Origin of the sequence: Pseudomonas cremoricolorata (assembly GCF_000759535.1) — a bacterium.
GTDB classification, from domain to species: domain Bacteria; phylum Pseudomonadota; class Gammaproteobacteria; order Pseudomonadales; family Pseudomonadaceae; genus Aquipseudomonas; species Aquipseudomonas cremoricolorata_A.
Genome location: NZ_CP009455.1, coordinates 963,303 through 977,218 on the forward strand (window position 1 = coordinate 963,303; position 13,916 = coordinate 977,218).

Annotated in this window: 12 protein-coding genes; 2 read left to right on the plus strand and 10 right to left on the minus strand. The window is 62.7% G+C overall.

Features of this window, described 5'->3' with window-relative positions; all coding sequences use genetic code 11:
- Nucleotides 1-11: 11 nt before the first annotated feature.
- Nucleotides 12-1,265 (minus strand): serine hydroxymethyltransferase, encoded by a 1,254-nt coding sequence (locus LK03_RS04060; RefSeq protein ID WP_038411188.1) that lies wholly within the window; start codon nt 1,263-1,265, stop codon nt 12-14.
- A gap of 185 nt (nt 1,266-1,450) precedes the next feature.
- Between LK03_RS04060 and LK03_RS04065 the strand changes: the two genes are divergently transcribed.
- Nucleotides 1,451-2,491 carry a low specificity L-threonine aldolase gene (locus tag LK03_RS04065; protein ID WP_038411189.1) on the plus strand — a complete coding sequence of 347 codons (1,041 nt, stop codon included), beginning with the start codon at nt 1,451-1,453 and terminating at the stop codon, nt 2,489-2,491.
- 60 nt (nt 2,492-2,551) lie between these two features.
- Here LK03_RS04065 and LK03_RS04070 read toward each other — a convergent pair whose 3' ends face one another.
- The 3 genes from LK03_RS04070 to gbcB form a co-directional block, all read right to left on the minus strand.
- Nucleotides 2,552-2,854: a cell division protein ZapA gene (locus LK03_RS04070; protein ID WP_038411190.1), complete on the minus strand. Its 303-nt coding sequence runs from the start codon at nt 2,852-2,854 to the stop codon at nt 2,552-2,554.
- Complete coding sequence (locus LK03_RS04075; RefSeq protein WP_038411191.1) at nt 2,851-3,081, minus strand: hypothetical protein; 231 nt, start codon at nt 3,079-3,081, stop codon at nt 2,851-2,853. Before LK03_RS04075 ends, LK03_RS04070 begins: the two co-directional genes overlap by 4 nt.
- A 225-nt stretch (nt 3,082-3,306) precedes the next feature.
- Nucleotides 3,307-4,407, minus strand: a complete 1,101-nt coding sequence (gene gbcB, locus LK03_RS04080) for a glycine-betaine demethylase subunit GbcB (RefSeq protein WP_038411192.1) — start codon at nt 4,405-4,407, stop codon at nt 3,307-3,309.
- Nucleotides 4,408-4,702: 295 nt separating this feature from the next.
- On the opposite strand from gbcB, the gene gbcA reads away from it, so the two are divergent.
- Nucleotides 4,703-5,995, plus strand: a complete 1,293-nt coding sequence (gene gbcA, locus LK03_RS04085) for a glycine-betaine demethylase subunit GbcA (protein ID WP_038411193.1) — start codon at nt 4,703-4,705, stop codon at nt 5,993-5,995.
- 41 nt (nt 5,996-6,036) lie between these two features.
- Here the strand turns inward: gbcA and LK03_RS21760 are convergent, their stop codons facing one another.
- From LK03_RS21760 to LK03_RS04110, 6 genes are all read right to left on the minus strand, one after another.
- Nucleotides 6,037-6,852 carry an RHS repeat-associated core domain-containing protein gene (locus tag LK03_RS21760; RefSeq protein WP_081951551.1) on the minus strand — a complete coding sequence of 272 codons (816 nt, stop codon included), beginning with the start codon at nt 6,850-6,852 and terminating at the stop codon, nt 6,037-6,039.
- Nucleotides 6,853-7,019: 167 nt separating this feature from the next.
- Nucleotides 7,020-7,790, minus strand: coding sequence for an electron transfer flavoprotein subunit beta (locus LK03_RS04090; RefSeq protein ID WP_028693441.1), 771 nt, complete (start codon nt 7,788-7,790; stop codon nt 7,020-7,022).
- 10 nt (nt 7,791-7,800) lie between these two features.
- Nucleotides 7,801-9,033, minus strand: coding sequence for an electron transfer flavoprotein subunit alpha/FixB family protein (locus LK03_RS04095; RefSeq protein ID WP_038411194.1), 1,233 nt, complete (start codon nt 9,031-9,033; stop codon nt 7,801-7,803).
- Nucleotides 9,033-10,985: a dimethylglycine demethylation protein DgcB gene (gene dgcB / locus LK03_RS04100; RefSeq protein WP_038411195.1), complete on the minus strand. Its 1,953-nt coding sequence runs from the start codon at nt 10,983-10,985 to the stop codon at nt 9,033-9,035. The genes LK03_RS04095 and dgcB overlap by 1 nt, the downstream gene beginning before the upstream one ends.
- A gap of 198 nt (nt 10,986-11,183) precedes the next feature.
- Nucleotides 11,184-13,244, minus strand: coding sequence for a dimethylglycine demethylation protein DgcA (gene dgcA / locus LK03_RS04105; RefSeq protein ID WP_028693438.1), 2,061 nt, complete (start codon nt 13,242-13,244; stop codon nt 11,184-11,186).
- Between the two features lie 15 nt (nt 13,245-13,259).
- Nucleotides 13,260-13,790, minus strand: a complete 531-nt coding sequence (locus LK03_RS04110) for a DUF5943 domain-containing protein (RefSeq protein ID WP_038411196.1) — start codon at nt 13,788-13,790, stop codon at nt 13,260-13,262.
- Between the last annotated feature and the right edge of the window lie 126 nt (nt 13,791-13,916).

The following is a 13,916-nucleotide window of genomic DNA, read 5'->3' on the forward strand; positions in this document are numbered from 1 at the left end:
GGGTTACTCCCTCAGCGGTAAACCGGGTAATCGGCGCACAGGGCGGAGACGCGCTTGGCCACGTCGGCTTCGATGTCTGCATCACCCAGGTGATCGAGGATGTCGCAGATCCAGCCAGCCAGCTCTTTGCACTGGGCGACCTTGAAGCCACGGGTCGTGACGGCCGGGGTGCCGATGCGCAGGCCCGAGGTCACGAACGGCGATTGTGGATCGTTGGGTACGGCGTTCTTGTTGACGGTGATGTGCGCACGGCCCAGGGCGGCGTCGGCATCTTTGCCAGTCAGGCCCTGACGGATCAGGCTGACCAGGAACAGGTGGTTGTCGGTACCACCGGAAACCACGTCGTAGCCGCGGTCGATGAACACCTGGGCCATGGCCTGGGCGTTGTCGATCACTTGCTGCTGGTAGGCCTTGAAGCCTGGCTCCAGCGCTTCTTTAAAGCACACTGCCTTGCCGGCGATGACGTGCATCAGCGGGCCACCCTGGGCGCCCGGGAAGACCGCAGCGTTGAGCTTCTTCTCGATCTCTTCGTTGGCCTTGGCCAGGATCAGACCGCCACGTGGACCGCGCAGGGTCTTGTGGGTGGTGGTGGTGACCACGTCAGCGAACGGAATCGGGTTGGGGTACAGGCCGGCAGCGACCAGACCCGCAACGTGGGCCATGTCGACGAACAACAGCGCACCGACCTTGTCAGCGATGGCGCGGAAGCGTGGGAAGTCGAGGGTCTTGGAGTACGCCGAGAAGCCGGCAACGATCATCTTCGGCTTGTGCTCGACGGCCAGGCGCTCGACTTCGTCGTAGTCGATCAGGCCAGTATTGGTGTCGATGCCGTACTGAACGGCGTTGTACAGCTTGCCCGAGGACGACACTTTGGCGCCGTGGGTCAGGTGACCGCCATGGGCCAGGCTCATGCCCAGGATGGTGTCGCCGGCCTGCAGCAGAGCCAGGTACACGGCGCTGTTGGCCGAGGAACCGGAGTGCGGCTGGACGTTGGCGTAGTCGGCACCGAACAGCTGCTTGGCGCGCTCGATGGCCAGCGCCTCGACCTTGTCGACGTGCTCGCAACCACCGTAGTAACGCTTGCCTGGATAGCCTTCGGCGTACTTGTTGGTCAGGCCGCTGCCTTGGGCCTGCATCACGCGCTTGCTGGTGTAGTTTTCCGAGGCGATCAGTTCGATGTGATCTTCCTGACGCTGTTCCTCGGCATTCATCGCCGCCAGCAGTGCGTCGTCATAACCTTGGATCTGGTCTTGCTTGCTGAACATCGTGTATCTCCCGGCAGCGATCATTTTTTGTCTGGAGGGTTCAATGACCCTTTGTGGCGATGGTAGGGCTGCCGGGGGGCAATCAGATGCCTGCGCACGCCTTGCAATGGCGCGTTTACGACATTCGTCACGCCAACACGTGCAATGGTTTAGAGTTCGGTTCTGCTCGCTCACAGGACCGCGTCATGCCAGACCACACACAACAATTCGCCAGCGACAACTACTCCGGTATCTGCCCCGAAGCCTGGGCTGCGATGGACCGCGCCAACCGCGGTCACGAACGCGCCTATGGCGACGACCAATGGACGCAACAGGCCGCCGATCACTTCCGCCGCCTGTTCGAAACCGACTGCGAGGTGTTCTTCGCCTTCAACGGCACCGCGGCCAACTCACTGGCCCTGGCCTCGCTGTGCCAGAGTTTTCACAGCGTCATCTGCTCGGAAACCGCCCACGTCGAAACCGACGAGTGTGGCGCCCCGGAGTTCTTCTCCAACGGCTCCAAGCTGCTTACCGCGCGCACTCACGAAGGCAAGCTGACACCTGAGTCGATTCGCGAGATCGCCCTCAAGCGCCAGGACATCCACTACCCCAAACCGCGCGTGGTGACGCTTACCCAGGCCACCGAGGTCGGCACGGTGTACCGCCCCGACGAGCTCAAGGCGATCAGCGCCACCTGCAAGGAACTGGGCCTGCACCTGCACATGGACGGCGCACGCTTCACCAACGCCTGCGCATTCCTCGGCTGCTCACCCGCCGAGCTGACGTGGAAGGCCGGGGTCGATGTGCTGTGCTTTGGCGGCACCAAGAACGGCATGGCGGTCGGCGAGGCGATTCTGTTCTTCAACCACGACCTGGCCCGCGACTTCGACTATCGCTGCAAACAGGCCGGGCAACTGGCCTCGAAAATGCGTTTTCTTTCCGCGCCCTGGGTTGGGCTGTTGGAGGACGGCGCCTGGCTGCGCCACGGCAACCACGCCAACCACTGCGCGCAGTTGCTGGCCTCGCTGGTCAGCGACCTGCCGGGCGTTGAACTGATGTTCCCGGTCGAAGCCAACGGGGTGTTCCTGCAAATGCCGGAGGCGGCGCTCGAAGCGCTGCGCAACAAGGGCTGGCGCTTCTACACCTTCATCGGTAGCGGCGGCGCGCGATTCATGTGTTCGTGGGATACCGAAGAATCGCGCGTGCGTGCGTTGGCGGCGGATATTCGCGCGATCATCGAGGCCTGAGCGGCCCGTTCGGGGATAAGTGAGCAGGGGCGCGATGCCCCCGCTTGGAACACCACCGGCTCAGGGCTGCGCGATGGTCCGGGCAATGGCATCGACGGTAGCGTCGATCTGCGCCTGGGTGCGCGCCAGGGTGTGTTGGTGCTCGTGCTGCAAGGCGATCTGCCGCGAGCACAGGTTCAGCGCGGCCAGCACCAGTAACTTGTCGCCGATCAGGGTCGGGTACTGGCGCTTGGTGTCATTGAGGCTGGTGTTGAGCATGCGCACCGCAGCGGCGAGGGTTTCTTCCTGGCCGTCCGGTGCCTTGATCGAGTAATCGGTGCCCAGAATCGACACGACCTTGATCGGCTGCGCGTGCAGGCTCATGCGCCGACGGTACCGGCGCCAGCGCGCTCGAGCAGCGCTTGCAGACGCGCAGCGGTGCTGCCCTGCTTCTCTTCCTGCTCCATCAGCGACAGTTGCAGGGTTTCGTTCTCTTCCTTGGCCTGGGCCAGTTCCTGACCCAGCGCAGCGTTCTGCTCAGTCAGTTGGGTGTTCTTCTGCAGCAGGTCATTGACCAGTTGCTCGATTTGATTAAGGGAGGCTTCCAGCATGGCTCTATCTCGGGGTTGTTGCAGAGGGCGCACACGATAAAGAAAAGTGCAGGCTCCCGCCAATTAATATCAGGACATCAGCAGCAAACGCCCCATTGACCCACCAATACCCCCCATGTTCCCGAAAAACCCGCCACCGATCAGAATCCCCTGCCCCATACGAAAACAGGCCCATCACGGGCCTGTTCTTACTTGCAGCTTGCAGCTCACGGCGTGCCGTTTGCCTCAATAGTCGATGCGCACATCGCCCTTGGGAATACTGCAGCACGACAGAATGTAGCCTTCGGCTTCGTCTTCCTCGGTGATCCCGCCGTTGTGCTCCATCTCGACTTCGCCGCCGAGCTTGAGCACCTTGCAGGTGCCGCAGATACCCATGCCGCACGCCTTGGGGATCATCAGGCCGACTTTCGCCGCCGCCGCGTGCACGGTTTCGCCCGGGGCGATGCGGATGCTCTTGTCGCTGCCGATGAACTCCACCAGGTTGAGGTCGGATTCATCGATTTCCGGCGCATCGGCGGCCTGCTCGGCGTGCTCGACCGCGTTTGCCTTGTCTTCGGCCGGCGTGGCACCGAACGACTCTTCGTGGTAGCGGCTCATGTCGAAGCCGACACCTTCGAGCATGCGCTTGACCGCAGTCATGTACGGCGTCGGGCCACAGCAGAAGACTTCACGCTCCATGTAGTCCGGGGCGATCAGTTCCATCAGGCGCTGGTTCAGGTAGCCGCGGTAGCCCGCCCAGGGTTCGCCCAGGCCGTGCTTCTCGCAGATGATGTGCAGGCCGAAATTCGGGATGCGCGAGGCCATCTGCTCGAGTTCGCGGTGGTAGATGATGTCCTTGGGCGTACGCGCACTGTGCACGAAGACCATGTCGACGTTGGCGTTGGTGTCGTAGAACCAACGGGCCATGGACATCACCGGGGTGATGCCGACACCGCCGGAGAGGTACAGCACCTTGCTGGCCGGGAAGTCGATGGCGTTGAACAAACCGACCGGGCCGTGCACCGCCAGCTCCTGACCTTCATGCAGGGTGTCGTGCAGGTGGTTGGAGACATGACCGCCCGGCACACGCTTGACGGTGATGGAGAAACTGTACGGAACCGATGGCGAGCTCGAGATGGTGTACGAGCGCATGACCTGCTTGCCGTCGATCTCAAGCTCGAGGGTGACGAACTGTCCTGGCTTGAAGAAGAACATGATCGGCGCGTCAGCCATGAAGCAGAAGGTGCGCACGTCCCAGGTCTCCTGGATGACCTTGACGCAGCGCACGGTGTGCCGGCCATTGACCCAGGTCTGAGTGGTGACCGGATTGAGGAAGGTTTCGGACATGATCATCTCCAGCGGCCGACTACCGGCCTTTTTATGGTTGCGATTCTGCTCAAGCCCGAGGGGTCGCACTTTCCTATCTGCGACATCGGCGTGCTTATCGCGACCAGCCCCGTCAGACAAGGGTTGCGGCGTCGGAATCGGATTCGGCCATGTCGCCCATGGATACGGTTCACGCCCACAGTAATCGCACACTCCACCGCAAATAGACCTGCTGTTTTTAAGTGAATAGCGACGCTGCACCACAACAACGATTAGCCACCATTCGCCGGCCACAATGGCCTTGAGGAACTACACGATGGACGTCACCGCAACTCTGAGTCTGGGCGATCCACTTGAACCTGCACGCAAGGCTACCGCCGAGATGCTGCAGAACCGCGAGCGCACCTACTCGCTGCCCCAGCCTTTCTACACCGACGAGCGTCTGTTCCAAATCGACATGCAGGAAATCTTCCACAAAGAGTGGCTGATCGCCGGCATGACCTGCGAGATTCCGGCCAAGGGCAACTACCTGACCCTTGAGATCGGCAAGAACCCGATCATCGTGGTGCGCGGCACCGAAGGCAAAGTGCATGCCTTCCACAACGTCTGCCGCCACCGCGGTTCGCGCCTGTGCGTGAGCGACAAAGGCAAGGTGGCCAAGCTGGTTTGTCCGTACCACCAATGGACCTACGAACTGGACGGCCGCCTGCTGTTCGCCGGCACCGAAATGGGCGCCGACTTCGACATGAATCAGTACGGCCTCAAGCCGGTCAACGTGAAGACCGCTGGCGGCTACATCTTCATCAGCCTGGCGGAAAACCCGCCTGCCATCGACGAGTTCCTGGCCACTCTGGACCACTACATGGAACCGTACGACATGGAGAACACCAAGGTCGCGGTACAGACCCAGCTGTTCGAAAAGGCCAACTGGAAGCTGGTGCTGGAAAACAACCGCGAGTGCTACCACTGCAACGGCTCGCACCCTGAGCTGCTGCAGACCCTGCTGGAGTTCGACGACACCAACGATCCACGCGCCAGCCAGGAATTCAAGGATCAGGTCGCGGCCTGCTCCGCTGCCTGGGAAGCCGAGAAGATTCCGTACCTGCACAAGAGCCATGGCCTGCGTAACCGTATCGTGCGCATGCCGCTGCTCAAGGGCACCGTTTCCATGACCATGGACGGCAAGCCGGCGTGCAAGAAGCTGATGGGCCGCATCCAGAACCCGGACCTGGGCTCGATGCGTATCCTGCACCTGCCGCACGCCTGGAACCACTGCATGGGCGACCACATGATCGTCTTCACCGTGTGGCCGATCAGCGCCCAGGAGTCGATGGTCACCACCAAGTGGCTGGTACACAAGGATGCCGTGGAAGGTGTCGACTACGACCCGGCCAACATGCGCAAAGTGTGGGACGCCACCAACGACCAGGACCGTCGTCTGGCCGAAGAGAACCAGCGCGGTATCAACTCCACCGCCTACCAGCCAGGCCCGTACTCCAAGACCTACGAGTTCGGCGTGGTCAACTTCATCGACTGGTACAGCCAGCGCGTGCTGAACAACCTCGGTGCCGAGCCTGCGCCTTACCTGAAGGAAATCAAGGCGCAGTAATCCTCGACTCACGCTGCGGAGGCATACTCCGCAGCGTATTACTAGGCGCTGTTTGAGCGACTGTCGCGTATCTTTGCGACTTTCGCAGCTGGAGGACGAAGTCGCGCCCCACCACTGGCTTGAGAAATAACGCTGTGTGGAGTAGTAGTCTCTTTCGCCCGCCACGACATTACAACGATATCCGGCGACGCTGCATCCAACCGGTCCGCCGCACTTGGCACGGGGCCGCTTGTCAGCAACTTCCAATTGTCCTTCATTTGTCTGATTGGCTGACTACCAGAACCGAAGGCAGAGTAGACTGCCCGCACACTGGTACCGACGACACTGATCGCGGTGCCCACGTTTGCGCCAAACACTGCACTCTGCACGCCAGCAAACTGCGCAGCCGAACTCCCGAGACTCAGCAAGGATCCCAGCGTACTAATGCGCGCAGCATTGAGTGAAACGCGGGTTGTCGGTACTGGACCCAAGAAGTTGTAAGCCAAGGTCAGTGCGCTGGAGAGCATGCCTATTCCCCTCAGTACCATTCCTGCCACATCAATGTAGTGACCGGTGGGGTCGATGTGGTTGATAGGGTCGCTAGTGCAGTAGGCGTAAGTATTGATTCCGCCCTTGCCAAAGGGGCTCATCGAATCAGGAGATTGAAATCGCATGAGCTCAGGGCTATAGCTTCGATACCCGTTGCCCAGCGGGTAACATCCGGTGATCGAGTCTTTTCGCTGTCCGGTATAACCCAGTGAGCTCGGAATATCTGACGCGCAGACGCCGTAGGGCGAGTAATGCCGCGCAGATGATCCGCGCGGCGCTGCGGGGTTAAAGGTATGTGCTGCGCTTATCCCATCGAGGTGGTCAGACATTTGCGTTCCTCCGGTTGAACAGAGGAGAAACCTAGCAACTCACGCGGCCATCTCTAACTGGCAAAAGTGCTAGGCCAGGGCGTAGAAACACGCAGCGACCGACTTGCCGGACGACGCTCAGGCAACTCTGGGTTCAGGGATGGGGCCTTTGCCGGCCCCTCCTGGACTCAGCGCAAAACCCCCTCCTCGACCAACAGCTTGACGATCGCATCGGCGCCTTCCTGGGCAGTGACATCCTTCATCACCTTGCCACCGCCACCACTGGCCTTGGCCGTGGCGGCCTTCATGCGGTCGGCACCGCTCTTGGCCTTGATGACCTTGAGGCGCTTGGGCCGGGGCCGGGCCGGTTGCAGTTGCGCATCGGCCAGCAGTTCGTCGTCCACCACTGCCACGTCCTGGGCCGCCAGCACGCCGCGACGGGCCGGGCCGAAGGCGCTCTGGCGTGGCGTCGGCGCGGCGTTGTCGACGGTCGCCAGCAACGGCAGACGCACCTTCAGACGCCTCCGCTGACCGCGGGGCAGGGCTTGCAGCACCTGGGCGGTGCCGTTGTCGATGGATTCGACTTCAGCCAGGCCAACGATCAGCGGCCAGCCCAACTGCTCGGCCAGCAGGAACGGCAACATCCCCGAGCCTTCGCCGGTCTCGGCCTGGCTACCGGTAAGCACCAGTTGCGCACCGGCATCGCGCAGGTAGTCGCCGAGCACACCGAGCACATCGGCGCCTGCCGGTTGCTCAAGCACATCGAGGTGATCCAGGCCCATGCCCAGGTAGGCGCGCAGAGCCTCTTCGCGGTGATCGCCGGCGTGCACTACCTGTAGGTGTTCGCCGGCCAGTTGCAGGCCCAGCTCCACGGCGCGCGCATCCTGCTCGGCACGCCGGGTGCGCCCCGAGCTTGGGTGGGCGCCGATGGAAACCAGGCTGATGACTTTCGTACTCATGCTCGTGCCCTCACGCCGCGTCACGCTGGCCGCCGCTGCGGAAGTTTTCCACCGCCTCGATCAGGGCCTGAAGAATCGCCGTACTGTCGCCAATGATCGACAGGTCGGCACGTTTGATCATGTCGCAGCCCGGGTCCATGTTCACCGCGATCACCTTGTCGCAGGCACCAATGCCCTGCAGGTGCTGAATGGCGCCGGAAATACCGACGGCCATGTACACCCGTGCGGTGACCCAGGTGCCGGTGGCACCGACCTGGCGATTACGCGGCATGTGGCCGTCGTCCACTGCCACCCGCGAGGCACCTTCGGTGGCGCCCAGGGCCGCCGTGGCCTTGTGGTACAAATCCCAGTCCTTGATGCCGTTGCCGCCCGAGACGATGAATTCGGCTTCGGCCATGGCGATGGCCGCCGGGTCGACCGCCACCGAACCGAGGTCTTCGATGCGCGACAGGCTGCGCGCGACCGGCGCCGACAACTCCACCGGCAAGGCTTCGTGACGGGTATCGCTGACCGGGTCGGCACATTCCGAGGACGCCAGGATCACCCGCGCCAACGGGCGATGCAGGTCTTGCTGGCCGGCACCGGCGCGGCCGATGCATTCCTCGTCCTTGACCTGCCACACGCGCGTCGCCGGGCGCTCGCCCATGGCCGCGGCCAGGCGCCGGCCCAACTCGCCGCCACCGGCGCGGCTGTCAGGCAGCAGCCAGTGACGCGGGGCGAACTGGTTGTCTACGGCGCGCAGCCCCTGCACCAGTTGCTCGGGGGCGTAGCCTTTGTAGGCATCGCCTTCGATCACCAGCAGGCGGTCGACGCCAGCGGTGTCGAAGGCGCTTTCCTTGTGCTCGCCGAAGACGATGGCCAGCACCGCTCCGTCCTTGCCGGCCAGGCTGTGGGCCAGGCCGAGCAGGTCTTTGTCGTGGGCGCCCAGACGCCCACCGACCATATCCGGCACCACGGCGATGTAGAACGCCGGATCGACCACCTGGTGCAGCGGCAGTTGCACTTCGGCGGCAGCACTGCGCCGGCCACCGGCGGCGGTGCCCTGCTGGGCGCCGCTGCGGTCGATACGCTTGAGGCCGTTGGGGCCCATGAAGCCGGCAGCGATGGCATGGGTGTTCTTGCGCATCAGGCCGTTGGGGCCCATCCAGCTGGTCTGTTGCGTCTGCATCGCTGCGTGCAGCGGATGCAGGCGGTTACGGGCGATCCACTCGACACGTGGATCGCGGCGGATGATGTCGCTCATCAGTGCACCTCCGCAGGTTCACGTTTGGCCGCTGGCGCTTTGGCTGCGGCAGGGGCTGGCTCTTCCAGCAGAACGTCGGCCACCAGTTCGGCCAGGTCCTTGATCAACGGACGCGGTTCGACCACACCTTCGAGCATCGCCGTGCACTGTGGGCAACCCACGGCCACGACTTCCGCTTCGGTGCTGCGAATGTCGTCCATGCGCATGTCGGGAATCCGCTGCTTGCCAGGGATGTCGGTGATCGGCGCGCCGCCACCGCCGCCGCAGCAGCGCGAGCGGAAGCCGGAGCGTTCCATTTCCCGAACCTCGATACCCAAGGCCTTGAGCACGTCGCGCGGGGCTTCGTACTCACCGTTGTAGCGGCCCAGGTAGCACGGGTCGTGGTAGGTGACGCTGCCGCCCTTGTGCTGGCCAAGGTTGAGCTTGTTCTGCGCGATCAGCTCGGCGATGTAGGTGCTGTGGTGCTGCACCAGGTACTCGCCGCCCAGCGCGCCGTACTCGTTCTTGAGCACGTGGAAGCTGTGCGGGTCGCAGGTGACGATGCGCTTGAAGGTGTACTTACCGAGGGTCTGGATGTTGCGCTTGGCAAGAATCTGGAAAGTCGCTTCATCGCCCAGACGACGGGCCACGTCGCCGCTGTCGCGCTCTTCCAGGCCGAGCACGGCGAAGTCCACGCCCGAGGCCTTGAGCACTTTGACGAACGCACGCAGGGTGCGCTGGTTGCGCATGTCGAAGGCACCGTCGCCGACCCAGAACAGCACCTCGGTGCTCTTCACTTCACTGAGCAGCTTGAGGTTGAGGTCGGCCGCCCAGTTCATCCGCCCGCCGGGGTTGAAGCCGCCCGGGTTGTCGGTGGCGATCAGGTTGTCGAGCACCTCGGCGCCCTTGTTCGGGGTCGCGCCTTTTTCCAGGGTCAGGTGACGGCGCATGTCGACGATGGCATCGACGTGCTCGATCATCATCGGGCACTCCTCGACGCAGGCGCGGCAGGTGGTGCACGACCACAGCGTCTCGGCATCGACCAGGCCGTTGACGATCGGCTGGTGCGGATGACCGCCATGCTCGCCGATCGGTTTGCCGGGGTACGGGCTACCGGCGAACTTGGCATCGGTGCCGCCAGCCAGGCCGACGACCATGTCCTGAATCAGCTTTTTCGGGTTCAGCGGCTGGCCAGCGGCGAACGCTGGGCACATGGCCTCGCACTTGCCGCACTGCACGCAGGCGTCGAAGCCGAGCAGTTGGTTCCAGGTGAAGTCAGCCGGTTTTTCAACACCCAGCGGCGCTTTCGGGTCTTCCAGGTCGAGGGGCTTGAGGCCCGTCGAACGGCCGCCGCCGAAGCGCTCGCTGCGCCGGTGCCAGGCCAGGTGCAGGGCACCGGCGAAGGCGTGCTTCATCGGCCCGCCCCAGGTCATGCCGAAGAACAGCTCGGACACGCCCCACAGCACGCCCAGCCCGAGCACCGCGACCATCACCCAGCCGCCGGTGTTGGCAGGCAGGATGCCGGCCACCGGCAAGGTGGCGATGAAGAAGCTTGCGGCGAACACCAGCAGGCTTTTCGGCAGGCGCATCCACGGCCCTTTGGACAGGCGCGAAGGCGGGTTGAGACGGCGTTTGAAGACGAAGATGGCACCGCTGAACATGATCACCGTGGCGACCAGCAGGGCGTAGCCGAGAATCTTGTTCTGCAGACCGAAGCCATGCACCAGAATCGCCAGCGCCGCCGACAGGACGAAACCGCCTGCGGTGGCCACGTGGGTATTGGACATGTACTTGTCGCGCTCGACCACATGGTGCAGATCGACCAGGTAGCGACGCGGCATGGCCAGCAGCCCGCCGATCAGATTGACCTTCGATGGACGGCCACGGCGCCACATGCGCACACGGCGCAACGCGCCGAGCACCGCCAGGGCAAGGGCAGTGAACAGCAGGATGGGTAGAAGGGTGTTCAACATGGCAGGCACCTTTGAGCTGCAAGCTGCAAGCTACGAGCGGCAAGAAGAAGCGGCGTCGCCCCTGCTTCATGCGTGTAGCCTGCAGTCCACCGCTGCGTTACAGAGTCATTGCAAAGCAACTCCTAAAAGCTGAGCTGCAAGCGAAGCCGACACCGGGCGCTTCTGCTTGCAGCGTGCAGCTTGAAGCTTGCCGCTGCCTTAGAAGTCCTTACACAGACGCAAGGCATCGTAGATCGCGGCGTGCACGTTACGCTGAGCCACGCAGTCGCCGATGCGATACAGCAGGTAACCGTCGCCGGCCTGGCTGAGGATCGGCTGCGGCTTGATCGCGAACAGCGCTTCGACGTCGATCTGACCCTTGTTGCGCGAACCTTCCTTGAGCGAGTAGTACAGCTCTTCGTCGGGACGCACGCCGTTCTCGATCACCACCTGGTCGACCACACGCTCTTCCTTGGCGCCGGTGTACTCGTTCTCGAGCACCGCAACCAGCTTGTCGCCTTCGCGGTAGACCTTCTCCAGCATCAGGTCGCCGGTCATGATCACTTCTTTGGGATACATCGAGCGGTAGTAGGTCGGGAAGGTGGTACCACCCATCGCGACCCCAGGCTTGATGTCGTCGGTAACGATCTCGACCTGGCTGCCCTTGTCGGCGATGAAGTCCGCCACCGACATACCGGTGAACTCGCAGATGGTGTCGTAGACCAGCACGTTCTTGCCCGGCGCGACCTTGCCATCGAGCACGTCCCAGCTGCTCACCACCAGGCCTTCGTCAGCGCCCCAGTGCTCGTTCTGCTCGACGAACGGATGACCGCCCACTGCCAGCACGATGATGTCCGGACGCAGGTCCTGGATGGTCGCCACGTCGGCGGCGGTGCCCAGTCGCAGATCGACCTTCAGACGGGCGAACTCCAGCTGGTACCAGCGGGTGATACCGGCGATCTGGTCACGCTGCGGCGCCTTGGCTGCGGTGATGATCTGGCCGCCGATCTGTTCTTTCTTCTCGAACACGGTCACGTCGTGGCCACGTTCGGCGGCAACGCGGGCCGCTTCCATACCGGCAGGACCGGCACCAACGACTACCACCTTGCGTTTCGGCCCGGTGGATTTCTCGATGATGTGCGGCACGCCCATATACTCACGGGAGGTCGCAGCGTTCTGGATGCACAGCACGTCCAGACCCTGGTACTGACGGTCGATGCAGTAGTTGGCACCGACGCACTGCTTGATCTGGTCGACCTGGCCCATCTTGATCTTGGCGATCAGGTGCGGGTCGGCCATGTGCGCACGGGTCATGCCGACCATGTCGACATAGCCACCTTCGAGGATGCGCTGGGCCTGGTTCGGGTCCTTGATGTTCTGCGCGTGCAGCACCGGAACCTTGACCACTTCCTTGATGCCGGCTGCCAGGTGCAGGAACGGCTCAGGCGGGTAGCTCATGTTCGGGATGACGTTGGCCAGGGTGTTGTGGGTGTCGCAACCCGAGCCGATCACGCCGAAGAAGTCGACCATGCCGGTGGCGTCGTAGTACGCGGCGATCTGCTTCATGTCTTCGTGGCTGAGGCCATCGGGGTGGAACTCGTCACCACAGATACGCATGCCCACGCAGAAGTCGTCACCGACCTCGGCGCGTACGGCCTTGAGCACTTCCAGGCCGAACTTCATGCGACCTTCGAAGCTGCCGCCCCATTCATCGGTACGCTTGTTGACCCGTGGGCTCCAGAACTGGTCGATCATGTGCTGGTGCACGGCCGACAGTTCGACGCCATCCAGGCCACCTTCTTTCGCCCGGCGCGCAGCCTGGGCGTAGTTGCCGATGACGCGCCAGATCTCTTCGACCTCGATGGTCTTGCAGGTGGCGCGGTGAACGGGTTCACGGATACCGGACGGCGACATCAGGGTCGGCCAGTTGAAGCCGTCCCAGCGCGAGCGACGGCCCATGTGGGTAATCTGGATCATGATCTTGGCGCCATGCTTGTGCATGGCGTCAGCGAGATTCTGGAAGTGCGGAATGATGCGGTCGGTCGACAGGTTGACCGAGGCCCACCATTCCTGCGGGCTGTCGATGGCGACCACCGACGAGCCTCCGCAGATCGCCATGCCAATACCGCCCTTGGCCTTCTCTTCGTAGTACTTGACGTAACGATCGGTGGTCATCCCGCCGTCGGTGGCATACACCTCGGCGTGAGCGGTACTGAGCACACGGTTACGGATGGTCAGTTTGCCGATTTGAATCGGCTGGAACATTGCTTCGAAGGCCATGACGGTTTCTCCGGCTTACAACGGCTTTGTGACGAACAGGCCATCTTCGTGGCCTTCTTCGGATCCGCCGTAGACCTGTTCGGCCACGGTGCGGATGTTGCTGCCACGGGCAGCGAGGATCTGGTCCATGGCACCGGCGAACCAACCAGTGAACATGTAGTCGACCTTACGGCCGCACTTGCCATACACGTAGACGAAGGCAGAGTGCTTGAGCTTGACTTCGCAGGTGCCTTTGTCGAGGTCGATGGCCTGAATTTCGAACAGGCCCCAGCCGCGTTGGCTCAGGCGCTTCATGTAGTGCTCGAACACCGCGACGCCTTCCAGGCCATGGCACTCAGCTTCTTTTTCACACCAGTGCCAGGCGGACTTGTAGCCGGCCTTGTAGAGAATCTCGGCGTACTTGTCGGCGCCCAGCACTTCTTCGATGCCCATGTGGTTGTTGACGAAGAAGTGACGCGGCACGTACAGCATCGGCAAGGCGTCGCTGGTCCAGACACCGGTCTCGCTGTCGACTTCGATTGGCAATTGCGGGGCGATCTTGGCCATGGAAACTCAACTCCAGAAATTTTTATTGGGATGCAAAAGCCGGTAGTTGGCCTTTGTGTTTACAGAAAGCCGCAGTGAGTGCTGGCGGGGCCGTAGCGAGCGCGTTGAGCACAAGGAAGGGCCGAA